At 34.3% G+C, this 26,596-nt stretch carries 18 protein-coding genes; 6 read left to right on the top strand and 12 right to left on the bottom strand.

What is annotated here, in order from left to right:
• Window positions 1-480: 480 nt before the first annotated feature.
• The 3 genes from ACECE_RS0216790 to ACECE_RS0216780 all read right to left on the bottom strand — a co-directional run bounded on the left by ACECE_RS0216790 (window position 481) and on the right by ACECE_RS0216780 (window position 4,846).
• On the bottom strand, window positions 481-1,839 hold the full coding sequence (locus ACECE_RS0216790) for a PFL family protein (protein WP_010249348.1): 1,359 nt from the start codon (window positions 1,837-1,839) through the stop codon (window positions 481-483).
• Window positions 1,840-1,852: 13 nt separating this feature from the next.
• Window positions 1,853-2,122 carry an ACT domain-containing protein gene (locus tag ACECE_RS0216785; RefSeq protein ID WP_010249347.1) on the bottom strand — a complete coding sequence of 90 codons (270 nt, stop codon included), beginning with the start codon at window positions 2,120-2,122 and terminating at the stop codon, window positions 1,853-1,855.
• A 189-nt stretch (window positions 2,123-2,311) separates the two neighbouring features.
• On the bottom strand, window positions 2,312-4,846 hold the full coding sequence (locus tag ACECE_RS0216780; protein ID WP_456049027.1) for an EAL domain-containing protein: 2,535 nt from the start codon (window positions 4,844-4,846) through the stop codon (window positions 2,312-2,314).
• A 237-nt stretch (window positions 4,847-5,083) separates the two neighbouring features.
• Between ACECE_RS0216780 and ACECE_RS0216775 the strand changes: the two genes are divergently transcribed.
• Window positions 5,084-6,385: a putative DNA modification/repair radical SAM protein gene (locus ACECE_RS0216775; RefSeq protein WP_010249345.1), complete on the top strand. Its 1,302-nt coding sequence runs from the start codon at window positions 5,084-5,086 to the stop codon at window positions 6,383-6,385.
• Window positions 6,385-7,137, top strand: coding sequence for a TIGR03915 family putative DNA repair protein (locus tag ACECE_RS0216770; protein ID WP_010249343.1), 753 nt, complete (start codon window positions 6,385-6,387; stop codon window positions 7,135-7,137). The genes ACECE_RS0216775 and ACECE_RS0216770 overlap by 1 nt, the downstream gene beginning before the upstream one ends.
• On the opposite strand, the gene ACECE_RS27865 is transcribed toward ACECE_RS0216770, so the two are convergent.
• On the bottom strand, window positions 7,127-9,025 hold the full coding sequence (locus tag ACECE_RS27865) for a M6 family metalloprotease domain-containing protein (protein WP_162862568.1): 1,899 nt from the start codon (window positions 9,023-9,025) through the stop codon (window positions 7,127-7,129). The genes ACECE_RS0216770 and ACECE_RS27865 overlap by 11 nt on opposite strands.
• A 58-nt stretch (window positions 9,026-9,083) precedes the next feature.
• Window positions 9,084-10,688 (bottom strand): bifunctional diguanylate cyclase/phosphohydrolase, encoded by a 1,605-nt coding sequence (locus ACECE_RS0216760; RefSeq protein ID WP_010249339.1) that lies wholly within the window; start codon window positions 10,686-10,688, stop codon window positions 9,084-9,086.
• Window positions 10,689-10,950: 262 nt separating this feature from the next.
• Here ACECE_RS0216760 and ACECE_RS0216755 point away from each other — a divergent pair, with 262 nt between their 5' ends.
• Complete coding sequence (locus ACECE_RS0216755; protein ID WP_010249338.1) at window positions 10,951-12,576, top strand: anti-sigma factor domain-containing protein; 1,626 nt, start codon at window positions 10,951-10,953, stop codon at window positions 12,574-12,576.
• A gap of 125 nt (window positions 12,577-12,701) precedes the next feature.
• Here ACECE_RS0216755 and ACECE_RS0216750 read toward each other — a convergent pair whose 3' ends face one another.
• From ACECE_RS0216750 to ACECE_RS0216740, 3 genes are all read right to left on the bottom strand, one after another.
• Window positions 12,702-13,670, bottom strand: coding sequence for an alpha/beta hydrolase (locus tag ACECE_RS0216750; protein ID WP_010249337.1), 969 nt, complete (start codon window positions 13,668-13,670; stop codon window positions 12,702-12,704).
• Between the two features lie 191 nt (window positions 13,671-13,861).
• Window positions 13,862-15,490 (bottom strand): extracellular solute-binding protein, encoded by a 1,629-nt coding sequence (locus tag ACECE_RS27860; protein WP_010249335.1) that lies wholly within the window; start codon window positions 15,488-15,490, stop codon window positions 13,862-13,864.
• Window positions 15,491-15,658: 168 nt separating this feature from the next.
• Window positions 15,659-17,197 carry an extracellular solute-binding protein gene (locus tag ACECE_RS0216740; RefSeq protein WP_010249333.1) on the bottom strand — a complete coding sequence of 513 codons (1,539 nt, stop codon included), beginning with the start codon at window positions 17,195-17,197 and terminating at the stop codon, window positions 15,659-15,661.
• A 321-nt stretch (window positions 17,198-17,518) separates the two neighbouring features.
• On the opposite strand from ACECE_RS0216740, the gene ACECE_RS0216735 reads away from it, so the two are divergent.
• A complete protein-coding gene (locus ACECE_RS0216735; protein ID WP_010249331.1) occupies window positions 17,519-19,558 on the top strand; it encodes a glycoside hydrolase family 11 protein in 2,040 nt (679 codons plus the stop codon).
• Between the two features lie 64 nt (window positions 19,559-19,622).
• Here ACECE_RS0216735 and ACECE_RS0216730 read toward each other — a convergent pair whose 3' ends face one another.
• The 4 genes from ACECE_RS0216730 to ACECE_RS0216715 all read right to left on the bottom strand — a co-directional run bounded on the left by ACECE_RS0216730 (window position 19,623) and on the right by ACECE_RS0216715 (window position 23,582).
• Window positions 19,623-20,423, bottom strand: a complete 801-nt coding sequence (locus tag ACECE_RS0216730; RefSeq protein WP_040428655.1) for a potassium channel family protein — start codon at window positions 20,421-20,423, stop codon at window positions 19,623-19,625.
• A gap of 100 nt (window positions 20,424-20,523) precedes the next feature.
• A complete protein-coding gene (locus tag ACECE_RS0216725) occupies window positions 20,524-20,805 on the bottom strand; it encodes a hypothetical protein (RefSeq protein WP_010249327.1) in 282 nt (93 codons plus the stop codon).
• A gap of 188 nt (window positions 20,806-20,993) precedes the next feature.
• Window positions 20,994-21,611, bottom strand: coding sequence for a class I SAM-dependent DNA methyltransferase (locus tag ACECE_RS0216720; protein ID WP_010249325.1), 618 nt, complete (start codon window positions 21,609-21,611; stop codon window positions 20,994-20,996).
• 81 nt (window positions 21,612-21,692) lie between these two features.
• Window positions 21,693-23,582 (bottom strand): DUF2141 domain-containing protein, encoded by a 1,890-nt coding sequence (locus ACECE_RS0216715; protein WP_010249318.1) that lies wholly within the window; start codon window positions 23,580-23,582, stop codon window positions 21,693-21,695.
• A 184-nt stretch (window positions 23,583-23,766) separates the two neighbouring features.
• Between ACECE_RS0216715 and ACECE_RS0216710 the strand changes: the two genes are divergently transcribed.
• Together ACECE_RS0216710 and ACECE_RS0216705 are read left to right on the top strand one after the other, a co-directional pair.
• Window positions 23,767-24,990, top strand: coding sequence for a mannosyltransferase family protein (locus tag ACECE_RS0216710; protein WP_010249317.1), 1,224 nt, complete (start codon window positions 23,767-23,769; stop codon window positions 24,988-24,990).
• Between the two features lie 125 nt (window positions 24,991-25,115).
• Entirely contained in the window at window positions 25,116-26,315 is a 1,200-nt protein-coding gene (locus ACECE_RS0216705) for an iron-containing alcohol dehydrogenase (RefSeq protein WP_010249316.1), read from the top strand.
• Window positions 26,316-26,596 lie beyond the last annotated feature (281 nt).

Here is a 26,596-nt window from a genome sequence, read left to right as displayed (position 1 = left end):
ATGATTGTGTTAAAAGGTTACACCAGTAAAAAACAATTTTACACTGGCGTTCCAGTCAATGTGTATGAGGTATGTCGAATGTGTCATCTAAAAAATTGAAGCCCCTGGGATCTAGGATAACATGACCCAGGGGCTAAAGTTAATTTTATAAAATATTCGTACCTTCTTAATGGAACAAGGTACTCACCCATTATAAATAAATTATGCGCATTTTGTAAATTAAATCATATAATTCAATTTAAATCGACTAAATAGTCTAATACGATGCTATTATTAATTTGATATTTTTGGAAAATTATGATATTTTTAGTACAGACTCGTCAAGATAAAACACCATTGATCGAATATATTTAGGAAATACTTAGTGCAGTTTTTCCAATAAATTAGCATAATCAAATCTCTCATTAAACTCCAAATAACATACTTATGGGGGCAAATAAGCCCCCACTTTTTTTGTAAACTTGATTTTCACATTTTTCTCTAATTTCGAAGACTGTGTAGAGGCGCTGGAATACGTCCTCCCCTATCAACAAACTCCTTACTGCTAAACTGGTTCACCTTCATAACTGGACCTGATCCCAAAAGTCCTCCAAATTCGACCATATCACCGACTTTTTTGCCTGGAGCCGGTATAATTCTAACTGCAGTGGTCTTATTATTTACAACTCCTATAGCCGCTTCATCGGCAATAATCGCCGAGATGGTTTCTGCACTTGTATCTCCAGGTACTACTATCATATCAAGACCTACAGAACACACACAGGTCATTGCCTCCAGCTTTTCTATTGAAAGAGCTCCATCAACTACAGCATTTATCATACCAGCGTCCTCACTTACAGGAATAAACGCTCCGCTCAACCCTCCTACAAAGGATGATGCCATTGTACCACCCTTTTTAACTGCATCATTCAACAATGCCAACGCAGCAGTAGTTCCATGAGTACCGCACTTTTCAAGTCCCATTTCTTCCAGTATATATGCCACACTATCCCCTATAGCCGGTGTTGGAGCTAACGAAAGGTCAACTATCCCAAATGAAACGCCCAACCTATTTGACGCTTCCCTTGCTACTAATTGGCCAATTCTTGTTATTTTAAAAGCAGTCTTTTTGATTGTTTCTGAAACAGTTTCGAAATCTGCTCCCTTTACCTTTGTAAGAGCGCTTTTCACAGTACCCGGTCCGCTTACACCTACATTAATAACACATTCAGGCTCACCTACCCCATGAAAAGCCCCAGCCATAAACGGATTATCCTCGGGTGCATTTGCAAAAACAACCAGTTTCGCACAGCCTAAGCCCCCACTATCAGCAGTTAGTTCAGCAGCTTTCTTGATAATCTGCCCCATTTCCTTAACAGCATCCATATTTATTCCTGATTTAGTAGTAGCAAGATTTACTGATGAACACACCTTTTTTGTAGTACTTAAAGCTATAGGAATAGATTGTATCAGTTTTTTATCGCCATTGGTATATCCCTTATGAACCAATGCAGTAAATCCACCTATAAAGTTAACACCTACTTCATCAGCAGCTTTGTCCATGATCTGTGCAAATTTAACATAATCTTCCTCATCAGAACTCTCGGCAATCAAAGATATTGGTGTAACTGAAATTCTTTTATTTATAATTGGTATCCCATATTCTTTTTCAATATCTTCTCCAACCTTTACAAGATTAGCTGCAAGTCTGGTAATTTTGTCGTATATTTTCTTCCTTGCAACATTTCCATCATGACTGCAACAGTCTCTGAGAGAAATACCCATTGTTATGGTTCTTATATCAAGATTTTCTTCCTGAATCATTTTTATTGTTTCAATTATCTCAAAAGGTCTTATCACAAAGATTCCCCCCTTATATCTGGTGCATGGAGTCAAAAATATCTTCATGCTGAATTTTAACAGATAAGCCTATTTCAACACCTTTTTTCTCCAGTTGCTCAGCTAAACCTGAAAAAGAAATAGACAACCCCGAAATATCAACCAACATTATCATCGTAAAAACATCCTGCATTGTAGTCTGTGAAATATCTAAAATATTTACATTGCAATTAGCAAGTATATTACTCAACGAAGCAATAATTCCAACTTTATCCTTTCCAATAACAGTCACTATCGCTCTCATATCCAATTCCCCCTTTGACAAAAATTTATCATAGTAGTAATTATACTCGTCCATCCTCACATTAGCAATATACTATTCTTCTTAAATAGCTTGTTTTTTGACATTATTTTTTGGTAATTGTTTTATCGGTCACACATTATAATTATGTTCATCCATGTAATAGTGCAAAAAAAAATGGTCAAAAGACCATTACATTTTTCTCAATAATATCTCAGCCTCATTTGCTTGTAACGGTTTGCTTAATAAAAATCCCTGCACCTTATCACACATATGCTCCTTTAGAAATTCCAGCTGTTCTTTTGTCTCTACACCTTCTGCCACCACTGAAAGATGCATTTTATGAGCAAGACTGATAACTGACTTAGCAATAGCTTCTTCATTGGAGTTTGATGTTATATCTCGCACAAAGCTCTTATCTATCTTCAGTGTATCGATTGGCAGCATCTTTAAATAATTTAAAGATGAATACCCTGTACCAAAATCGTCCAGGGAAATTCTAATTCCCTTTTCTCTCAATTCTTTTAAAACTGCTATCGTAAAATCAATATCTTGCATCGCAATACTCTCAGTTATTTCAAGTTCAAGGAGTTTTGGATCAAGACCGGTTTCATTGAGCACATTCTCAATTATTTTAACAAGGTTTTGCTGTTGAAACTGCTTTGCAGAAAGGTTTACGGCTATTAATACCGGTTTAATACCCTTTCTTATCCATTCAACATTCTGCATACATGCGGCTCTAAGTACCCATTCCCCTAAAGGGATAATTAAACCCGATTCTTCAATCATAGGTATGAACTCCATTGGAGGTACAAGTCCAATCCCCTCACGATTCCACCTTATTAGAGCTTCCACCCCAATAATATTTCCAGTTTTAATGTCTATCTGAGGTTGATAGAACAGTACAAATTCCTCTTTCTCTAGTGCATGTCTTAAGCTATTTTCCATATCAAGCTTGTCAATTATATTTTTATTCATTGATTCCATAAACATCTCATAACTATTTTTCCCGGTTTCTTTTGCCTTGTACATTGCTATGTCGGCATTTCTTATTAAGGTCTGCTCATCTTCTCCATCATTAGGATAAACAGCTATTCCAATACTTGCAGTTACATAATATTCTCTTCCCTCCAAAATCCATGGCTTTTGGAACTTTTCAATTATCCTCTCTACAGCTCTTGTAATATCAGTTAAAAGCCTTACATTAGGCTGTAGGATAATAAACTCGTCTCCGGCAAACCTTGCAACCGTATCAACTTCTCTTATATAGCCTTTGATCTTTTCACCCATCTGTTTTAATATTTCATCACCACAAGCATGTCCTAATGTATCATTAATTGTTTTAAAATTGTCGAGATCAAGAATGATAATTGCACATTTTAAACCACTTCTACGTGCATTAGCCAATGCCATATTGAGCCTATCGGAAAATAACGCCTTATTCGGCAAACCCGTAAGAGAGTCATAATACTCCATATCATATATTCTCTTTTCAGACCTCTTTATTTCAGTAATATCCTTAATCGCACTCACCGTACCAATTATTTCTCCTAATTCATTTCTTATTGGCAAAATCGCTCCTGTAACAAGATGTTCGTTACCATCAGTAGAGGCTAATACCGATATACTTTCCAGGTTTAGTTTAACTCCTCGATTTATTACTTCTTCCACGGAAAAGCTGCATGGCGCTCCATTCTCATCCATTAATCCACCAAGAACTTCATTCAGACATTTTTTCATAAACTCATCTTCGGATAAGGAAAACATTTTTTGTGCCTCAAGATTTGTAAACATAATAACGCCCTTTTCGTCAGTCGCAATTATCGCTTCACCTATGCTTGAAATAGTTACTTCCAACCACTCATGATGTTTTCTAAGCTCCCTATAAGCTCTCGTTATTTTCTTTTTAAGACGCTTAATATGAACCTGTAGCAAAATAAAAATAATAATTATCAAAACTGTAATGAATATAAACTTGTTTCTATGATAATTATCATAATACTCTGAGTGAGCGCCAAAATATTTCTGATATAAATTTTCATACTCACCTGTACTTATCAGATATTCAAGCTTTTTATTTACATATTTTACAAGGTCCTTATTTCCCTTCCTCACACCATATGCCAGCTGAACCGGATAAAGATTACTTTCCTGCGACTTGATTCTTGTCTTTAGTTCCTTTTCAATCAAATAGTAGTTCACTGCTTCCTGATTTTCAAAAAGAACATCTATCGTTCCCTTATCCAATGCTTCTAAAGCTTCTTCTACCGTGCTGAATGTAGAATAATTTTTAATTCCAACAACATCATGTAATATCTCCTCGGTGTACTGCTTATATCCAACGCCAACATGATACTGCTCCAAATCCTTAACGGAAACAATATTAAAATCGCTTCTGGTATATATTGAAATATAGCCTTTTAATACAACATTTGAAAATAAGAGTTCTCTCTTTCTTTCTTCATTTATAGCAACTAAACCACAAGTATCGATTTTATCATTAGCAACACCATCATAAACTCTGCTCCAGGAATCTGTTGAAAATTCAACATTATAATCACCATCAGCAAAAATAATATTTGATAGTTCAATTTCAAAACCATTAAATTTTCCATTTTGGCTGAATTTATAAGGTGGATAATTGTCTTCAGATTGATAAACAACAACAGGTTTATCACCATATACAACCTGGCAACTTATGAATATACTTGCTATTAATATAAACATAAACCTTAATATTTTAAAAAGCATCATAGTGCCTCCGAACACATTTTATCCCACATCAATAATATCGAATTCCCATATACAAAACTTAACAGTTTGATTCGAATATACAGTAACTGTTACAAAAACACTGTTAAATATTTCAGGTTATAATTTTTTTACGCTTTCGTCGAACATACGTTTGATTTTTACATGCAATTGTGGTAGAATTTTCTTATTAAAACCCTGGAGGTACAACAAATGGAGCTACAAAAAAAACTTGAAATACTCTCGGCAGCTGCAAAGTATGATGTTTCCTGCTCTTCAAGCGGCAGCTCTAGAAAAAATACAAAAGGTGGACTGGGTAACGGTTCAGCGTGTGGTATATGTCACAGCTGGTCAGATGATGGAAGATGTATATCTCTGCTAAAAATCCTGCAAACCAACAGTTGCATATACGACTGTGCTTACTGCGTTAACAGACTTTCCAACGACATTCCCAGAGCTACTTTTACCCCTCATGAAGTAGCTGGTTTAACTATAAATTTCTACAGAAGAAATTACATAGAAGGACTTTTTTTAAGTTCCTCAATAATTAAGAGCCCTAATTATACAATGGAACAGCTCTATGAATCAGTTAGATTATTACGTGAGGAATATAATTTCAATGGCTATATTCATCTCAAGGCAATTCCAGGTGCAGATCTTAGCCTTATTGAAGCCTCTGGCAGACTGGTAGACCGTATGAGCTTAAATATTGAATTACCCTCAAATAAAGGATTGCAGCTTCTGGCGCCACAGAAAACCCGAGAAACAATTTTAAAGCCTATGGGTTTCGTAAATTCTAAAATAATTGAAACAAAAGATAATAGAAAGTTTTTTAAGTCTTCCTCAAACTTTGTTCCTGCCGGTCAAAGTACACAGTTAATTGTAGGAGCTACTCCTGACCATGATCTCAAGATTTTGCGGCTTTCAGAAAGCCTTTATAAGGGATATAAGCTTAAAAGAGTATATTATTCTGCTTATGTACCAGTTTCAACCAACCCCAAACTACCTCTCATAAGCAAACCGCCTCTTTTGAGAGAACACCGCCTATACCAGGCAGACTGGCTGTTAAGATTCTATGGGTTTAACAGCAGTGAATTACTTGATGAAAAATATCCGGATTTCGATACAGAATTGGATCCAAAATCGAGCTGGGCTCTTAGGAATATTCACCTGTTTCCTGTAGACATTAATAAGGCTGACTATGAAATGCTTCTTAGAATTCCAGGTGTAGGTGTTCGCTCCGCTCAGAAAATCATTGCGGCAAGAAGAGTCAAACTGCTGGATTTTGATGATTTAAAAAAACTAGGTATAGTGTTAAAACGCGCAAGATTCTTTATAACCTGCAAAGGCAAATACTTTAGTAATATAGCCTTAAACGAATTTCATATAAGGCAGGCTCTCACAGATAAAAGTAAATTATCTCAGGATAACTGGGAGCAAATCTCCATGTTTTCCAATCTGGTCGAGATACCAACCCCTGAGGATAAATTCATGAGTTTGGCAGGTGAGCTATAATGATCAATTACTTTTATGACAGCACATTTGAAGGTCTTCTTACAGCAATATATGAAGCATATTACAGACACGAAATACCTGCCCACATTTTTTCATCAACATGCATTCAGCAGAGTTTGCTGGATACTAATGTACATATTACTACTGATGCTGAAAAGGCATCGAAGGTTTACAACAGTATTCGCGAAAAAATCTCTTACCAGGCCTTAAAAAATGTCTATCATGCCTATTTATCAGAGTTAAACGATATTGAGGTTCAAATTCTTAATTATATCAGGCTTGGATATAAGGAAGGCCGACAAGTAGACCTTCATCTTTCTGATGACAGAGTTTTGCCTGTCCATTCCGCCGCAAGAAAAGTAACGCGTGAAAGCCATCTGATACTTGGTATTTTGAGATTCAAACAGCTTGAAAACAATGTCTATTATGCTCAATACACTCCTGATCATAATATTACGACTTTGATATCAGGCCATTTTACCAGGAGATTTTCAGACCAGAACTGGATAATTCACGATATAAAAAGAAACTATGCTGCAGTGTTTGATAAAAATGATTGTATCTTTATAGACCTTGCCAACGAATCTCAGCTATCTGATTCTGAAAGCAACGATAATTATGAGGATCTTTGGAAAAACTACTTTACAAATATATGTATCAAAGAGAGGATAAATCCCAAACTTCAAAAACGCAATTTGCCCGCAAGATATTGGAACTTTCTAACTGAAAAGCAGTTGCAAACTAAGGAATAGCTGGAAATTTATCTATATAACCAAGTAAATACTGTCTAATATAGGCAAAATCAATTGAATTGATTGAGCTATCAGCATTAACATCAGCCGCTATTATCCCATTTTTACTTGGAAAAGCACTGCTTATACCTAGCAGATACATCCTTGTATAAGCAAAATCCAAGGAATTAACTGAATTATCACCATTTACATCGCCTATGATTATTGTAGGTGTTGGGGATAAATCTTGTGTTGGTGTAGGTATTGGTGTAGGCGTTGCTGTAGGTATTGGTGTAGGCGTTGCTGTAGCTGTTGTTTTCGAACTATTGGAGTTATTAATTGTAAATGTCATAGTATCTCCCGCAATACTTATATTGGTTATGTTCAATCCTGATGACTGTCCATCCCACAATTTAGAACTCGGGCTTGTTGTATCATTAAAGGCAGTATAGTTAGAACCATCAAACAAATCACTACTATCTCCGTAATTAATATTCCCCTCTAAATCAAATTCTCCATCTGCCTGTTCAACAGAAACCATATAATGTTTTTCATAGGTCATATCCTGCCAATTATTACTTCCATTCTCATCAATGTGCCATATAATTAACCCCTCATCGGGAATCTTAGCCCATCTTCCGGTTTTACTAATGTTCTCAATCAAAAAATACTCTTCCGGATTAGGTCCATCAAATTTGAACACTTCTAACGACCCTGCCTTTACAGAAACTGTAGTTTTATCCGGTAAATCATTCAGCGTCGTTACTTTCCCCCATCCACAACATATGCTTCTTAAATAAGGATCTGGTGGTACAGGATTTGCACCATATGAATAAGACATCACAGAATATAAACCCGCTCCTTTTGAATCAGAATCATAATCATACAAATCCGGCCATCCAAAAAGCATATGCCCATTTTCATGAATATATGTGGTAATATTGAGACTTTTCTCTAATGGAGCTATCTGGTAAGCTGATATCTTTACGTCATCAGCAGTAAAGGTTTCGTCCAAGCATCCAGAATGCGGCCAGAGCCCTTTTCCCCATCCCGTATCAGGGCTGCCTGCATATAATACATTAAGAGCCAGGACTATTTTATTACTATTTGTAGATAGTATAGAAAAATCAAACCCTTTTGACTCAAGATCCTGCAATGCTTCTTGAATTAACTCATTTGCCCTCACCCCTACTTCTATATCGGTATCCTCGTAATATGACTTCGGTTTTTTTGCAACATAAAAGTCTGTAACATAATTATTATAGATAACTTCTCCACCTGAAACATCATAAAAATAATCTCTTACTGATCCATTATTGCCATAACCATCATAGCCAACTTTATTTATCATATCAGAAACATTTTGCTTGGCTATATCAGTGTCCTTATCAGAAAATTTAATTAGAAGAGTTAATCCTAGAATTTTTGTACCTTCTTCTGTCTGTTGAACCTGCAATAAATTATTTTCCGAGCATAAACTTATATTGTTTTGCTGAGAGAAACCTTGTGAAAAAAATATTCTTTTAGCTTTATCAGCCTTATTTTCAATTACTTTTCTATTAAGTTTTTGACCTTTTGTTAGTTTTCTTTTTACTTCTACCTGCTGTTCTTTATTTTCATCTTTTGAATATTTAATCCCTGTGGAAACAAAATCATTCTGACCTTTGTTAACCTCCGCATAGCATATCCAGTTTGTATCCGAGTCACGCACCAAAGTATAACCATCAATGCTTTCAATTCTCTGATAAAACTCATCACCATATACTTTAACCTGTACATAAGAGTTGTCAGGCTGTTTTAATGAATAGACCTCTCCATTATGAGGTGCAGCAACAACTAACATTTGCTGAAAATATATTATAAACAGTGCACCAAAAAGAACCATCGCCGACTTTACATGGCTTTTCATAATATTTTCCCTCCCAAAAAACAACTCAAAAAAGAGGCCTAAAGTGAATTTGCAGTTCTTAGGCAAGTTCCATGCCCATACTGCTTTTAATAAAACCTTCAAATACATTAACATACTCCGGATCAAACTGTTTACCTTTATTTTTGGTTATTTCTTCAAGAGCTTCCTCTGGTGTAAATGTCTTTCTGTATACTCTTTTAATTATCATTGCAGAATAAGAATCGGCAATTTGCAAAATTCTCGCTTCGGGAGGAATATTTTCTCCCTCAAGCCCTTGCGGATAGCCTGAACCATCCCAAAATTCATGATGATATTGAACACAATTAAGTGTTTCTTTAGAAAGCTCCAAGTCATTCAAAATACTGATTCCATAATTAACATGATTCTTAATAAAAATATATTCCTCATCTGTTAATGAACCGCACTTTCTTACTATATCATTTGAAATCAGTACTTTCCCTATATCATGAAGCCATCCGGCAGTATAAAGTGAGTTTACCTTATCTTCCGAATACCCCAGTTCTCTGGCAAGCGCAGCTGCATATTGAGCAGTATATCCAGAATGTACATAAGTGTACATATCCTTTTCTGCAAGGACATTTAAAAGTTCATACCCTTCCTTGCAAAGTTTTGGAGTATCTTTATTTATAAAAATATTTAACCTGTGGTTTTTATACTTGTTATAATACATGTTAATATCTGCTTTATTAAGGAGCTTTTCGACATCATCCTCCATTGATGTTGAATTGGCCTGGCCAACAGAGAATGAAAGACTTATAGGGTCTATTTCAGGGTCTATAACAAAAACCTTATCCGCCATAATTTCCTGAAGCCTTTTTCCCAAATTCAAAATTTCCTGACTTCCATCATTTCTTAATACTATAATGAATTCATCTCCACCAAGTCTTCCAATAATGCTTTCAAACCCCTCTACTTCCTTTTTCAAAAGTTTTGCTACTTCAATTAACACCTTATTACCAGCAATATGCCCATATGTTTCATTCACCTGTTTAAACCTGTCCATATCAGTCAATAGAATTGAAATATTGCCTTTTTGAAGCATTTTCTTAGCCATTTCTATTGTATGAGAAAAATTCACCATTCCCGTGAGCGAATCATTAATACTCAAATTACGATATCGATTTCTCTCAACAATCAGCTTTGAAAACATCCGGTATATAATTACAGTAGAAACAGTGTATGCCAATTGTCCATTTACATTTCCGATTACTTGTGCCAATGCATATTTGCTGTTTCCTTCAATCACTTCTGGAATCAATAAGGCAAGCCTTAATGCTGGATACAATCCTACAATAAGCGGAATAATCCAATCATCTAAAAGTAGAACATATACGATCACTATAAAACTCCACTTGTTTGTTATAAATTTAAAAATATACTCCATTGAATTCGTTTTAACAATTGCGATATATACAACAAAAGCCACTACACTTAATAAACGCTTTATATACCAATTATTTGTTAAAAACTTAGCTGCAAGCATCAAAGCAGAAAAAATAGTAATCAAAATAATAAACAGATTGAAAACTTTGCATTCCCTGGCCGTAAGAATTATTAAAATAGCAAAACTAATCAAATACGCTAACGTAGGCAAATTAGATTTAAAGCTTTTAACTAATTTGCTGTCAAACTTACTATACATCAAATCACCTCAAAAATCCATTTTCAACCTCTAAGTCTACACAAAATTATCCAAAATTTCAATATTAATAATTTATTTTTTTAGAGTCAATTATTCTTTAGATTCACAAATTCTCCATTTTTGTATCTATTAATTGCATGACTTTGATTTTCAAGCAATAAAAACAAATATATTTCTATTTCATAATAAAATCTGATATAATTAGCTGTAAAGTTTTATATTCTTAATTAATTTTACTTTGCTTATTGGGGAGCCGATTATCATGAAAATTTTAGAGTTTTTTAAGACAATGAAGTTTTCCAGAGAGGAACTTTTAGAATTTGTTAAAAATAAAAAGGTTACTAAACGTGATCTTTTAAAGTTCCCTGGAACAAAAAAGGTTGTCAGAAATGAATATTTAGATTCTATTGATAGGATAAAACAAGGTGATGCTATTGCAAGAAAGGATTTTACAGATAGGCATAAAGGTTTTATTTTAGAAACAATTTCACATTCTTTAGGCAAGTCTACAGTTCCTAAAAACAGTCCTGAATTTGATATTGGATTGGATGCTTTTGATCATTCAATTGATTTGTTTAATCCTGATAAAGATAAGGATTTTCTCTTATTTTCAGAACAAATCATAAAGGAATGGGTGCTAAGTTATATAAGAGAAGGAAACACTAATCACACTCTGGACCAGATTGATGAAGAGAAATATTACCTTTATTGTAATTATGAATCCACAAAGGATATATCACAATTCAAAATGAATCTATGGGAGTATGGAATAAAACTTGGCGAATTACCTAATTTGTCTCCTGATGAAAAGCAAAATATTGGAATATGTGTAAGAATCGCCAGGAAGTTATATAATGATAATGATCTCTTCCAAAAAGTTGCTAAAGATAAGACTCTCTCTTTAGAAGACTTTACTGATAGTATAAAGGTAGATAAACGAATCTTTTATAAACATAAAAAATACATTATAGCTCTCACCTTGATTCTAAAGAATAATCTTAAGCTGTTATGCAGTTATTTAAAAAATGTAAACTTAAGAAATGACTATAGTGAAAATATTGGAGTTATACTTGAAGTTAACAATGATCAAGCAATTCTTTTTACACTTCAGGGTGAATTTCTAACCATTAAACTCAGTAAAACCAGCAAAGTTGGTGAACAAATCAAATTTGGAAGTTATAGGATACAAAAAAAGAATGCGAATATGAAATATATAGTGGCAGCTTGCGCAGTGACCAGTATAATAATCTTTTATGCAATATATCAGGGATGTATGCTGGTTATTAATAACGATAAGCCAGTAGCCGCTTACAATACTGAGGTCACTCCCGTACCAAGTTATAACAAAAATGCTACAGACACACAAAAAAATACATCTGATAATTTGATTGCAGAAGCTATAAATACTGTTGAACCCGAAATTACATCTACTCCTTCTGTGGACAGCACACCAACAAAAACATCTGCAATACTTGTACTCGAACCCTCTGATAGTATTGTACCTGCTACCAGACCTATTAATACAAATGCAGTTGCTACACCTGTAAAATCTACTAAAGTTTCCCCAATCCCAACTACTGTCACAAAAAAAGCAAGCAGCGTTCCTGGCGAAGTCCGTATAAGCTCGGATTTTTACAAGGTTCATGTAGGTAATCAATACACTATACATTTTTATTTAAAGAGTGGTAACAATGGAACCTCACTGATTTTATACCAAAACGGCAAAGAATATACAAAGTTTGATCTTGTAGATAAAACCCCCCGTCCTCAAGCGAGGAGAGTTACATTTAAAGCAACTGTTCCAGGAACATACACTTACAGGTGGGAGCTTAGAAATGAATTTGGTTCAACAAGCAGTAAAACTATAACCGTAAATGTTCTTAAGTAAGCAAACTCATAACCATATTAATATTCGTTTTTATGTGTTCTCATTTTATTGTTAAATTTAAAGAGGGGCGAATCCGCCCCCAAAATCAACTTGTTTATTTCTTTTATTTTTTGCGCTACAAAAACTTATTGAATAGATAATGCTTCAGCAAAATCGTATATGTCTTTAGCCAGTTTAGGTACTCTCAAAACATTCAGATGTCCTGAATGATAAGCAAAGGCATTCTTTATGCCTGCCATGTCAATAAATCTTTTATACTTCTTTTCGTCGATAACCTGATCAAACTTTGAATAAACCATTGCTATTCTACTATTGCTAAAATTACTATCCAGATTCTTACTTGGATCCATTTCAAGAAAAATATTTTCACACTTCTTCATATCAAAGCCTGAATTTATAAGATCACTTCCAATTGTGACAAACAAAGGTGAGTCCCATAACACCTCACATAAATCTGTAACCGGATTGATTAAAAACGTTGGTGTTTTCTGTTTATTTAAAATATAATTTCGTAAAGATACGCAACCACCCATGCTAAATCCCACCAAAATATTCGGAAGGTCATTTTCTTTTTCTATAAATTGAAAGGATGCCTCAATATCTAATACCGCTTGCTTAAAAGCATTTTGTGTTCTAAAAATATCTCCGCTGAAAAAATATTCTCCGCTAAATAAACTTGCTTTTGGTTTTCTTTCGAAGTGATAAGGCATTGTCATGAAATAAACATTAACCCTCAAATCATTAAGTAGTTTAAATAAATAACCATAGTTTAGCATATTGTCATCAAACAGCCCATGAACAAATAAAATATTATATCTTGCATTTTGTGCCGGATGATAATAAAGATGTATCATGTTATTCTCATGATAATATGTTGAAGTTTCAAACGACGGTATTTCAATCTTCTTATTGGTACTACTGTTTTTAATATAATTTACTCTACCAAAATTCAGACTGTTCGTTTTTTTTGTGAAAAGGCCTTCTGCCGGAACAAACAAGGAATGCTTAGGCGAATGATTAACCTTTTTCAACTTTTCATTTAATAATTTATCAATGGCTAGATTGTCTACAAACTTTGAACTTGCTTCATTCATATTCTTTATCCCCTTAAAAAATTTAAATAATCAGTTTTGCATAGTTTTCTTTATCGCTGGTTTATAGAAAAGTTTCGCACTTAGTGGTCTAATTATCTATAACACTAAATGCCAAATATATTTATTCTATTAATCCATTCAGTCAACTTTAAAACTTATGCTTTGCACCAACAAATATCACATTAGTATCGTCAGCGTAAATTATCATTATCAATTTCTACACTATCATCATAATCAATTCCTATATCAGCATCACCATAAGGTTGACTTAATAATATGTTTATTGTTTCATCAGTCTCCTTTAATACTTTCATGGTTCTTTCTTCGCTATAATTCCCATTGTATTCCGTAACGTTATCCCAAACTTTACTTAAACCCTGTTGTATATAGGTTTCTATTGGTCCCCATTCAGGTAAAGAAGGGTAAGCCTTTGTATAACTCATTTGTTGTTTAAATACTTTTCTCATACTATTTTCTGTTATCCATGGATCTTCATATGCTGCTTTAACTGTCGGAAGGTTTCCTGTTTTTTTACAATAATCAATTTGTGCTTTTGTTCCTGTAAGGTATTTGACAAAACCGATAGCTTCTGCCTGATACTTTGAACTCTTAAAAACCGATAAATTACTTCCTCCCAAAAATCCACATCTTTCTTTAGGTCCAGCTGGAAGCATTGCAACTCCAACTTTATCTATAAGGTCACTTCCTTCAGCAGGGTTAACTTCAAATTTCTTTTTATTATCTTCAAGAGTACTTATATTCCATGGCCCTATAATAGAAGTTGCATATTCACCATTTGCAAATTCCATTTCAACATCTGATGTATTCTTTTCAAGTGCGCTCATGTCCATTAAACCTTCAGTGGCCAACTCAGAATAAAACTTAATACCTTCGTAAGTTTCCTGGCTGCTAAGAGTTGACTTGCTATAGTCCGAATTTAAGAAACTGCCTCCTGCACCATAAACCCATGGTGCAAAGTTGTGTACAACATTCCAGTCATTTTTCCCAGGCATACCAAGAGAGGATAATTTTTTACCGTCTATCACGACATTGTTTAATTTTTTAAGTGCCGCCTTGAAAGAGTCCCATGTTTCAAAATCCTTTGCCGGGTCGACTCCAGCCTTTTCACATGCATCTTTTCTATAAAACAATGCTCTTGTTTCAACAAACCAAGGTACAGCAGTCATTTGTGTGCTTCCTTCCATTCTGGCTGTACTCAATGTCTGAGGTAGGAAGTCATCTTCCTTTATTCTTCCTGAAAAGTCTGTCAAAACATCCATGTAAGAAATTGCTCCAACCCAGGTAGTCCCAATCTGAGTTATATCCGGTCCTTCCCCTGATACTGCTGCAGCTGTTAGTTTAGTCCATGCACTCCCCCAATCTATAACAGTAAGATTCAATCCTACATCAGGATTAGCTGCTAAATATGGTTTAGCAACTTCTAATAAATCTGCATCAGGCCATGCTGAATTGTACATAACCCACATATTAAGCTCTTTTTCATTTCTATTAATTTTAGTCGGAACTGATGAAATATACACAGTTTTCGAATCACCATCCCAATCAACATATTTCCCGAGTGACTCACTAACAGCTCTTACAGGCAGGTATGTAGTTCCATCATAAATAAACGGCTCAACACTATTGCCATTTCCATCCTTAGGCTCAATTTGCTCTCCGTCAATATTAATCTTAATATTGCTATAATCAACTGTGATATTTTTCCTCATTGTCGAAGTATAAGCTGTTATCGTAGTAGTTATTAAAGTTGCCGAAATTGCACCTGCAATAAAGATTTTTGCTTTGCCAAAGAAATCCATTTTGTACCCCCTATTTTTTACTTTTGTGAATTATACTAACACAATCACAATTAACCGTCGAATTTTCACAATAATAAATAGTATATCATACCAAATTCTAGGTATAAAGTATAAACTCATTATTAGTGTTGTATTTTTCCGATAAAATACTTACGCATACTGAAAATACTAATATGAGTCTAATACTACGTTTATACGTTCATTTGCTTCCTTTAGAGCATTCATAGTTTTATTTGGGTCATACTTGCCATTAACTCCTAAAACATTATCCCAAACTTTGCTTAGTCCTTCTTGCGCATATATTTCTACTGGACCCCAATAGGGTATAGTTGGATAAGCAACAGCATAACTCATTTGATCCTTAAAAACCTTTCTCATGCTATTTCCTGTTATCCAAGTATCTTCATATGCTTCTTTCACAACCGGAAGGTTTCCTGTCTTTTTACAGTAATCAATTTGTGCCTGTTTACTTGTAAGGAAATTAATAAGTCTTATAGCTTCAGTTTTGTTTTTTGAACTTTCAAAAACCGAAAGTGTTGATCCGCCTAAAAATACTTTTCTACCATTAGGTCCTGCCGGAAACAATGCAACTCCAACATTATCAACAAGTTTATTACCATTATTTATTTTGTTATCTTCTAATGTTTGAATATTCCATGGACCTATGATAGAAGTTGCATATTTACCATTTGCAAATGCCGTTTCAATATCTGCTGTATTCGTATCAAGTGCAGCCCAATCAATCAATCCTTCATATGCCAACTCAGAATAAAATTTAACACCCTTGAATACTTCCTGGCTATTAAGTAATCCTTTGGTATTATTTGAATTTAAAAAACTCCCGCCCGCACTAAAAATCCATGGAGCAAAGTTATGTACAACATTCCAGTCATTTTTGCCGGCCATACCGAGAGCAGGCAATTTCTTGCCATTTATTTCGACATTATTCAGTTTTTTTAGTGCTGCTTTAAACGAATCCCATGTAGCAAAATCTTTTTTAGGGTCAACTCCTACCTTTTGACATGCATCTTTACGATAAAACAAAGCTCTTGTTTCTGCAAACCAAGGCACAGAAGTCACTTTTGAGCTTCCAGCCATTTTAGAATATTTAAGTGTTTGAGGAAGAAATTCATCCTCATTTATTTTTCCTGTAAGATCAGCCAAGGCTCCCATATAAGAAATCGCTCCTACCCATGTATTCCCAAGCTGTGTAATATCCGGTGCATCACCTGATGTTGCTGCTGCTGTTATTTTTGTCCATGCACTTCCCCAGTCCACTAAAGTAACATTTAGTTCAATATTAGAATTATTGCCCAAATAAGGTTTGGCAATTTCCATTAAATCATTTTCGGGGTATGCAGAATTTGGCATAATCCACATACTTAATGTTGCATTAGTCTTTGCAATTTGGCCGGATGATATTTTTACAGTCTTGGTATTTCCATCCCATGTTACACTTTTTCCAAGAGCCTGACTAACAGCCCTTACTGGCAAATAAGTTGTCCCTTCATAAATAAATGGATCAACTCTTTTTCCATATCCATCTACAGGCTGGATTAGTTTTCCGTCAATGTTGATCTTGATATCATTGTAATCAACTGTAATAGTTTTCTTTAATGTTGAAGTATATGCCGTTATCGTTGTAGTTACTAAGAGCGTTGTAACAACACCTGCAATAAAGAATTTTGATTTGTCAAAAAATTTCATATCGTTCCTCCATAATTTTGGTTTAAAATATTTGTGACATTATGTGTCGAAATGGAAATATATTCATATCAAACTTCCTTAAACAATATAGTATTTCCATGTATTCTCACAAAATATTATAGCATTATTGAACATCAAAATGCCACCAATTTTATTCCATATCCAAAGCACAAACAATATAGCAAAGCAGAACAACTAGCCCCGCGAAAAATCTGTTTTTTTAAAATACCCGACCAAAAAAATTCACTTTTTCGTATTTTACAGTGAATGGCAAAATGTTTTGTTCACTTAATACAAATAAAAAAGAAGGGGGTATGCAAAATGAAACAAAAAACAGTGGTAAACTTTTCGATTCTATTAAGTTTTACCATCTTGTTTTCATTCTTTGCAGTAAATGTACAAGGTGCAACAACTATCACCTCAAATCAAACTGGCACCATTGACGATTACAACTTTGAACTGTGGAAGGATTCCGGTACCACAAGTATGACTCTCAATGGTGGCGGCAAGTTCAACTGCGAATGGAGCAATATCAATAATGCGTTATTCCGTACAGGCAAGAAATTCGATGAAACCAAGACACATCAGGAACTTGGAAACATATCAATGGATTACTCTTGCAACTACGAGCCATCAGGAAATTCATATTTGGCTGTCTATGGGTGGACCAGTAGCCCACTTGTAGAATATTACATCGTAGAGAGTTGGGGCAACTGGAGGCCACCAGGAGCAACATCAAAGGGTACCATTACCGTTGATGGTGGTACATATGACGTATATGAGACCACACGAACCAATCAACCTTCAATTAAGGGCAATGCAACTTTTCAACAGTATTGGAGTGTTCGAACATCGAAACGCACGAGCGGAACCATATCTGTAAGCGACCACTTTAAAGCGTGGGAGAATATGGGGATGACAATGGGGAAAATGTATGAAGTCTCGCTTGTGGTAGAGGGATATCAAAGTAGTGGGAAAGCTAATGTAACTAGTATGTCAATTAATATCGGGAGCACTCCGAATACAACACCGACAACTGCAATACCAACTACTACAATCCCTGCAACTGAGAAAAGCGCTTTTACTACAATAGAAGCTGAGGATTATAACAGTGCCAATTCTTCAACTTTGAAAAATATCGGTACCGGTATAGGCTATATAGAAAAGGGTAACTCCCTTGTATTTAATAAAATTAATTTTGGCAGCGGCGCAGGCTCTTTTAAGGCAAAAGTTGCAAATGGTAACACTACTGATACAACTATTCAATTAAGACTTGGCAGCTCAAGCGGTACTCTTATAGGTTCATTAACTGTACCATCAACCGGCGCTTGGAACACTTACGATGAATTATCTACTACCGTTAGCGGCGCTTCAAGTATACAAGACCTATACCTTTGCTTTAATGGACCTGTCAATATTGATTCATTCTCATTTGGAACAGGAAGTGCTCCAACTACTCCCCCTATTTCTACAGTACTTCTTGGTGATATTGATGAAAATGGAAAAGTTGATTCAATAGATTTTGCCATCTTCAGACAGTATTTACTTGGGATGATAAGTTCCCTGCCTCAACAAGGAGACATAGATAAAAATGGTAAATTCGATTCTCTCGATTTTGCTGCTATAAGAATGTATCTTATGGGCAAAACAAGCAGTTTAGGCACCCTACCAACTCAAGCACCCACACAGACACCCACACCCATACATACAACCGCACCAACGTCAACTACTTCATTAGCAGGTAAAAAGCTTATTGCTCTTACTTTTGACGATGGTCCAAACACTTCACTAACTCCTCTTGTACTTGACAAGCTGGACAAATATAAGGTTCCTGCCACCTTCATGATGGTTGGGCAAAACGTTAATGATTCTACAAAATCTGTTATTGATAGAATTGTAAGTTCAGGGCATGAAATCGGAAATCATTCATGGGCTTATTCAAGTATGGATACCATGTCTGATGCAGACATTAAAACTTCTCTTAATAATACTACTACAGCTATTCAAAAGTATTCAGGGCAAACACCTAAGTTCTTTCGTGCACCAAATCTGGCATATAGCCAAACTCTATATAATGCTTGTGATTTAACATTTATACAGGGTGTTTTATGTTTTGACTGGCAGTCCTCAACCACTGCTGAGCAAAGAGCGAATTATGCTATACAAGGAGCAAAAGATGGTGCAATAATTCTGTTACACGATGTTCAACCATCGCCACATCCTACTCCTGAAGCTTTGGACATAATAATTCCTACACTTCAAAACCAGGGTTATACATTTGTAACACTAAGTCAATTGTTCAGCGCTAAAGGTGTTACCTTAAGCTCGTCAAATGATAAAGTGTATACAACAGTTCCGTAGCTTATGTAATAACATTGTTATCAATATATTTTAAATGGGGAAAGCATATGCTTTCCCCATCCTATTAGTCATTATTTCTTTTACTCTTAAGAAACTCAATATATTTCATGACTTCATTAATCTCATCAGTATTTAAATCTGATAAACCAATCATATCTTCCTCTTTAATTTCATCTTTTGTTTTATTAGAATTGTCTACCTTCTTAACGAAATAAGTAGCTATCGTCCCTGTAAGCATTCCAATAAAACCAATACCTACTAACATAAGAATTACAGCAATAATCCTACCTAATGTTGTTTTTGGAGATATGTCACCATATCCTACTGTTGATGCAGTTACAAAACTCCACCAAATCGCATCTTGAAAGCTATTAATTGTGTTATTCTTTTCTGCAAAATAAATCCCTATTGCCCCAAGGATAATAGTAATTAATGTAAAATAAATTACATACACAAAACCATTTGTATATACAAATTTTTTAGATTTTGATGAAAACCTTTTTACAAAAGAAAGTATCCTGAAAACTTTAAGGATTTTCACAAACCTAACGAATTGTACTATTCTGAATAATCTGAACATTCTAAATATTCTAAATATCGAACTAAACGGAATAATAGCTATTAAGTCAATAATGTTCTCCTTAAAAAAAGCCTTTTTATTTTTTGAAATGCCCAATCTCACAAAGTAATCAACCGCAAATATTATGAGAATACTTGTATCTATCAAATAGAATTCAGTAGATGATTCTATTGATATAATGCCTGTAAAATCCATAATAGCCATAACTACTGCAACTAAAGCCAAAACTGCGATAAATATTTCATATAGTATTATAAGTTTTTTATTTTTAGCGAAGTCTTTCATCTCCGATTTTAAATCTCCTATTTCCTTTTTAAATTGAAGAATCTCTTGTATATTATCACTTAGAAAACTAATTAGCCACAATTTTCCGAGCCCTTTCGTTTTAAACTTGAAGTTTGGTAGCATATATAGAAAACTCTTTTATAATATTTTTCCAACCTTTATCTCTAAATTGCTCCCCGTTTGGAGAGAAATTATTATAGTTTCCTCCATACCCATTCCTTTCTATTATTTCTGACAATTCGACCTCTATTCCTTTCATCATGTATATGATATCAAGTTGTTCAGAATTCAACTCAATAATCTTATCATTTTCCCAATCAATATCGGCAGTACAAATATAAACAGGGCCCTGTTTTAATATAATATCTATTACTTTTTTCATTTTGCCTATAATAGGAATACGCACCAACTAATATTACAGCTGATAAACATGCAATAACTATTCTGTATACTCTTTCATTGTTCCTCATCCAATCATCCCCTTTATAAATCAATAAAAAAACTCAAATTATTAATAATACACTTTGATTAAATCATATTTAGAATCCAACTTCAATAAAACATCCCAAATTATGTCTTCTTACCAGTTATAATAAATAGAGAATAGTCAACCCTTGAATCTTCAATTATTTTATAGTCTTTATAGAATACATGTGAATTAACATTTTTAAAACCTACTTTCTCTAATACCCTAATTAATACATTTTGATTAAAACCATTATGCCCATCAAAATCTGTTTCTAATTTATGAAAACTTCCATCCTCCTCTACTAAGTCAACAATAGATAGATACCCATTCTTTTTTAGTAACTTAAATAATATTTCAATTGCACTTTCTATGTCTTTTATATGATGCAATGCCATTGATGAATATATCAAATCATATTCTCCTAGACACCCTTCAAATGCCTCATGTATACCTATTTGAAATGCGCTCATATTTTTAATGTTTTCTTCAGAAATCTTTCTGTTTAGTACTTCTATCATTCCTTCTGAATTATCAATAAGCGTTACATTCCTAAATTTCTGATAAAGATTAAAACTAACAAGCCCAGTTCCACATCCAAATTCCAGAACACTATATTCTCTATTTACTGGAACCGACTGAAGTATTTCATTTGCAACTATTTCAGCCCTCTTCTTTCTCTGTTCAGTATCCCAATTATTTGCAGCCTGATTAAAATCCATAATTCCCCTCCAAAATAACAATTTTCTTAAACCATAGCATCAACTGAAAGTATAGCTCAAATTCATTCCATGGTACAGATATTAAGGGGGATATATAAGGTTAATTTCAACTTGAGTTTTTTCAGATTCAACAAAAAAGATCCCGGGATTATAAAACATAACATTACCAAAACCTTCTTTAATTTTACCATCTTTAAAATCAAGTATATTGTTATTGTTTTTATCATGAAATGCAAATATAGAATAGTTCCCGTACGGAATATTCTCAAAAGTCACCTCTGAAGTAGCATTCTTTATTATACTCCCCTTTTGTGTTGCAAATGTATTAGCATCATTGGTCTTACCTGTTTTATTTATAAAGGGCCCATTCCAATTCTTATTAAACAGCTTTACAATAACTTGGCCGGAATAACTATTAAGCAAATTTATTTTAACTTTGATATCACTGGTTAATGGGATTGATTCACTTATTCTATTTCCAGCAACTGCTTTGGTTATTGAAATATCAAAAAAAGGTATCTGGCTAAAAAACCTTTTGGTGCTTTCAGTACTTTTTATAGCGCCTAGATATATGAGCTTTGTCTGATATGAATAATTTTCTGAATTAGGATGGTTAATAAGCCAGATATTTTTATAATCTTTGATTGACTCGTAAAAGTTAAACCATGTTACAATTTCATTAGGATAGTAAGCATCATAGGCAGAAAGCTCCTTGTGATTATTATTACCTATATATAGAATGTTTTTATTCTTGGGAAAGTAATATGAAAACAAGTTGTATGTTTCTTCATCAAAATGAACAAAAACGTCATTAGGGGCAATACGTTTTTCCAAATACTCTGTTGTTTTCTCAATAGGTGAAGATAAATTCTCAGAAGAAATATAAAAGGCATGAGGTAGTGAAATAATGAAAAATAGTATACATATCAAAATTAGATATTCTCTTTCTCTAATAAGGGAGACACCGTAGGAGAATGCTATAATAAAGACCCCCATAACCGGTATACTAATCCTTTCAAAAAAAACAGGAGAAGCAACAGTTGAATAAATTGCTCCTAAAATTATAGTTATCAAATATACTGCCATCCCAAAAGAAATCATTAATCCGTGGGCTTTTTTGTTAATAAATGTGTTAAAGAGGGCTACTGCAATAAAAGCTACAGAAATAATAAATATAGGTATTTCTATATATAAACTTATACCATAAAAATTTGAAAATGGTGCAAGAAATGCTCTTAATATAGCAGGTAGGGTATCAAGAGGCCATATAAAATCCGAAAGGTTTTTAACCATTGGTTTGAAGAAATTCAATGCCGATGGAATATAGATAATTATAACGGTTGCAGCTGATATAATATATCTCTTTAGAGCGTACCTGTTTTTCACAAATATCCATCTTAGCATAATATACATGGCTATTGCTGCTGGAAATACTGCATAGTTATATATATTCAAGGATGCCACCGTTAAAAGTAAAAACCTTAACCAGTCAGTTTTCCTGTTCTCCATCGCAGCTAAATATCCATAGAGAATACTTGAAGTAGTAAAAAAGATGCTCCAGGTATACATTTTTGCCTCATGAGCAATATTTGTAATAAAAGGAGTTGACAATATAAAGAAAGCATATACAAACCCAACTCTTTTTCCAAAAATTCTTTTAACCGGCCCTGCCCCCAAGGCAGCAATGCATATAACACCTATAACTGAAGGAAAACGCAAAGTGAATTCTGTATAACCGAAAATATCACTAAATATCTTTAAGAGTATGAAATATAATGGCGGCTGTCCATTATTATATGCAATTCGGCAAATATCTGAAATCGGATGTTTAATAATTGCAGCAGTTAATGTCTCCTCATGCCATAAGTTATTACTTAAAATTCCAATATTGAGGTAGTATAACCCTGCTGCTAAAAGTAGTATCCAGCTAATGATAAACTTATAATCCTTTTCAGGTAATCTTATTTTCATTTAGTATATTCTCCCCAAAAATGAATTTTAGTTTTTATTGTGCTTGTCAGTAGATATCTTTACATAATATAATATATATGCCAATAATTTCTCTATTTCAATATTATATCGTATATGATTTTAAAAGTTAATAGCCTTAATCACACTTTTTAAGAAGCCATTTTGATTTCTTTGGGGGGTAAATATGATAAAGAAAATAAGAACATTAATTCTGATATGGTTTTGCTGGTTGATTATATTAATTGGTTTTCAGGCTATTGTAACAATGCGAACCAATGTAATCCATCCGGACTATGTACTTGACTGGTGCGTTAAGGAAACCTACACTAATAGTAATGAAAGCAATGTGTATTTATCCAATAAATTTATGAATACCCACGTAGCTTGGGACTCCCAGTTCTACTTAAGCATTGCGATGGAAGGATATGATAGTGATAGTATCAGAAAGATTAACTATGATGATAAAATCTATTCTTATAATTATGCTTTTATGCCGTTATACCCCATGTCAATAAGGTTACTTTCCTACCTGCCGAGGGCTTTGGGAATGGAGCCAATAGCAGCATCAGTACTTGCAGGCTTATTTATTTCAGCATTTGGTGCACTTATTGGGATAATTTCTTTATACCTGCTTTTTGAAGACAAATTAGGCGCTGAGGGTGCTACCAGGAGTGCTTTCTATTTTCTGATATTTCCTACAAGCTTCTTCCTCCTTCAGGTATACACTGAAGGTTTGTTTGTAGCATTTACATTTTCATCTCTTGTTCTAATGAAGCGAAAAAAGTACCTGGCCTCATCAATTATAGCAGCTTTAGCAATACTTACGAGGGCTGTGGGCATTACACTAATTATTCCGTTAGTGGTAGAAGTTCTAAAAGATGTTGATTGGGAGAGTTACAGAGCCAAAAAAACAAAAACATGGAATATAGTTAGAATGGGACTTCCCGCACTTTTTCCAATGGCGGTGTTTATTATCTGGAAGATATCCTTTTGGGGAAAGAATTTTAGCATAGTAGAAAGAAATGTCTTTGGATTAAGCCCTTTTAATCTTAAGAATACTATATATTACTGGAAAAAATATATTGGGTTTGTGCTTGAAGGTAATATGCAAACGTTTGTTTTCTGCTTTATAGAAATTTCGATTATAATTCTTGCAATAATTGCTTGCAGGTATACCTTAAAAAAGGATACATCAATTTCCCTATACAGTTTTTCAGCGCTGCTTATTTCTGCAACAAGTGGTCAGGCAATAGCAAACTCACGTTACATACTGACTCTTCCTGCTGTTTTCTTATTCCTGGGTTTAATGGGCAAGAAAGTAGTTTTCGATAAAGCCTGGACACTTGCAAGTATACTTTTAATGGGCATGCTGGTAACGTTGTTTTCATTTAATATGTGCGTAGTATGAGTTAAAATGCCACATTCCTCCATATACCATATTTACTATTTTTAACCTATAGGTTATTATTATTACATGACCCATTTAGGCAACACATCCATTATTGGGCAAATTTTCTTAAGGGAGTTGAAGTTATGTGGGAAAACAGTATTAATATCAATGATGTAGCTGAAATCAGGGCAAGATCAACAGTATATTTAGGAGTAGGAGCAATTAAAAAAATCAGCGATATCTGCATGCAATTAAACTCAAAAGGCATCTCCAAAGTGGCAGTTGTCACTGGAAAAGGTTCTTATATTAAATCAGGTGCCTGGGATTATGTAGTCAAAGCTTTTGAAGAAAGTCAAATCAGTTATGTACTTTATAATGGCGTAACTGCAAACCCAACTGTAGACCAGGTCGATGCTGCTACCAAACTTGCAGTTGAATTTGGTGCACAAGCTGTGTTATCCATTGGTGGAGGAAGTCCTATTGATGCTGCCAAAGCTGTTGCTATAATGATTGAATATCCGGATAAAAATTCAAGAGATCTATTTGAATACCAGTTTACACCTCAAAAAGCAGTTCCGATCGTTACTATAAATCTTACACATGGTACTGGTACTGAGGCTGATAGATTCTCTGTAGTAAGTATTCCGGAAAAAGAGTTCAAACCTGTCATAGCCTACGATTTCATATACCCGCTTTATTCTATTGACGATCCTGCGCTAATGACTTCACTTGCAGCCGATCAAACGGTTTATGTATCAATAGATGCTTTAAACCATGTTATCGAATCTGCCACTACAACTGCAGCGAATCCTTATTCCATACTGCTGGCCAAAGAAACTGTCAGACTTGTAGCAAAGTACCTGCCCATCGCAAAGAGTAACCCAAAAGATCTTACTGCAAGATATTATCTTCTTTATGCTTCACTAATTGCAGGTATTTCTTTTGATAATAGCCTCTTACATTACACTCATGCTTTGGAACATCCATTGAGCGGCGTCAAACCGGATCTTGCACATGGCCTTGGTCTGGCGGTTCTCGTTCCTGCTGTAGTAAAGCAGATTTATCCTGTTTCAAGCCAGGTATTAGCAGATATTCTATCCCCAATAGTAAACGATCTGAGCGGATCACCTGATGAAGCAGATAAAGCCTTTAAAGGCCTAAGGAAATGGCTTTCGGAAATGGGCGTTGAACCAGGCCTTAAGAGTATCGGCTTTAATGAATCCGATGTACAGAAATTGACCGATCTTGCATTCAACACGCCAAGTCTCGGATTGCTTCTAAGCCTTGCACCTGTTGAAGCAACCAGAGAATCAGTTTCAACTATATATACAAACTCTCTTTAGTAGCTGTTACTAATGGCAGAACCAATTGAACATGTCTGCCATTTTTGTTAAAGCCTTTTTAAAATATAATTGTTTCACAGCTTTCTTCTAAAACACAAGCGAATCTTTTAAGGTTCGCTTTTGTTTTAGAAGAAAACTCCGGAAGTATTAGTCAATAACTATTCTTATTTGTTTTCCAGCTTAATTAATTTTATACTGTAATTATAGATGAAAAACTCTAAAACTAAATTTGAAGTATGTTTTTCATCTAAAGTAGATAACGTTTAAGTGCCATATAAATT

Origin of the sequence: Acetivibrio cellulolyticus CD2, assembly GCF_000179595.2 — a bacterium.
GTDB lineage: Bacteria > Bacillota > Clostridia > Acetivibrionales > Acetivibrionaceae > Acetivibrio > Acetivibrio cellulolyticus.
Note: the sequence above shows the minus strand (reverse complement) of the source record. Positions and strands in the feature narration are given on the sequence as shown.

Excerpts from the sequence above, each read along its gene's own strand:
- ACECE_RS0216785 (WP_010249347.1), bottom strand. The coding sequence starts at position 2,122 with ATGAGAGCGATAGTGACTGTTATTGGAAAGGATAAAGTTGGAATTATT.
- ACECE_RS0216780 (WP_456049027.1), bottom strand. The coding sequence starts at position 4,846 with ATGTTTATATTAATAGCAAGTATATTCATAAGTTGCCAGGTTGTATAT.
- ACECE_RS0216775 (WP_010249345.1), top strand. The coding sequence starts at position 5,084 with ATGGAGCTACAAAAAAAACTTGAAATACTCTCGGCAGCTGCAAAGTAT.
- ACECE_RS0216770 (WP_010249343.1), top strand. The coding sequence starts at position 6,385 with ATGATCAATTACTTTTATGACAGCACATTTGAAGGTCTTCTTACAGCA.
- ACECE_RS27865 (WP_162862568.1), bottom strand. The coding sequence starts at position 9,025 with ATGAAAAGCCATGTAAAGTCGGCGATGGTTCTTTTTGGTGCACTGTTT.
- ACECE_RS0216760 (WP_010249339.1), bottom strand. The coding sequence starts at position 10,688 with ATGTATAGTAAGTTTGACAGCAAATTAGTTAAAAGCTTTAAATCTAAT.
- ACECE_RS0216755 (WP_010249338.1), top strand. The coding sequence starts at position 10,951 with ATGAAAATTTTAGAGTTTTTTAAGACAATGAAGTTTTCCAGAGAGGAA.
- ACECE_RS0216750 (WP_010249337.1), bottom strand. The coding sequence starts at position 13,670 with ATGAATGAAGCAAGTTCAAAGTTTGTAGACAATCTAGCCATTGATAAA.
- ACECE_RS27860 (WP_010249335.1), bottom strand. The coding sequence starts at position 15,490 with ATGGATTTCTTTGGCAAAGCAAAAATCTTTATTGCAGGTGCAATTTCG.
- ACECE_RS0216740 (WP_010249333.1), bottom strand. The coding sequence starts at position 17,197 with ATGAAATTTTTTGACAAATCAAAATTCTTTATTGCAGGTGTTGTTACA.
- ACECE_RS0216735 (WP_010249331.1), top strand. The coding sequence starts at position 17,519 with ATGAAACAAAAAACAGTGGTAAACTTTTCGATTCTATTAAGTTTTACC.
- ACECE_RS0216730 (WP_040428655.1), bottom strand. The coding sequence starts at position 20,423 with ATGAAAGACTTCGCTAAAAATAAAAAACTTATAATACTATATGAAATA.
- ACECE_RS0216725 (WP_010249327.1), bottom strand. The coding sequence starts at position 20,805 with ATGAAAAAAGTAATAGATATTATATTAAAACAGGGCCCTGTTTATATT.
- ACECE_RS0216720 (WP_010249325.1), bottom strand. The coding sequence starts at position 21,611 with ATGGATTTTAATCAGGCTGCAAATAATTGGGATACTGAACAGAGAAAG.
- ACECE_RS0216715 (WP_010249318.1), bottom strand. The coding sequence starts at position 23,582 with ATGAAAATAAGATTACCTGAAAAGGATTATAAGTTTATCATTAGCTGG.
- ACECE_RS0216710 (WP_010249317.1), top strand. The coding sequence starts at position 23,767 with ATGATAAAGAAAATAAGAACATTAATTCTGATATGGTTTTGCTGGTTG.
- ACECE_RS0216705 (WP_010249316.1), top strand. The coding sequence starts at position 25,116 with ATGTGGGAAAACAGTATTAATATCAATGATGTAGCTGAAATCAGGGCA.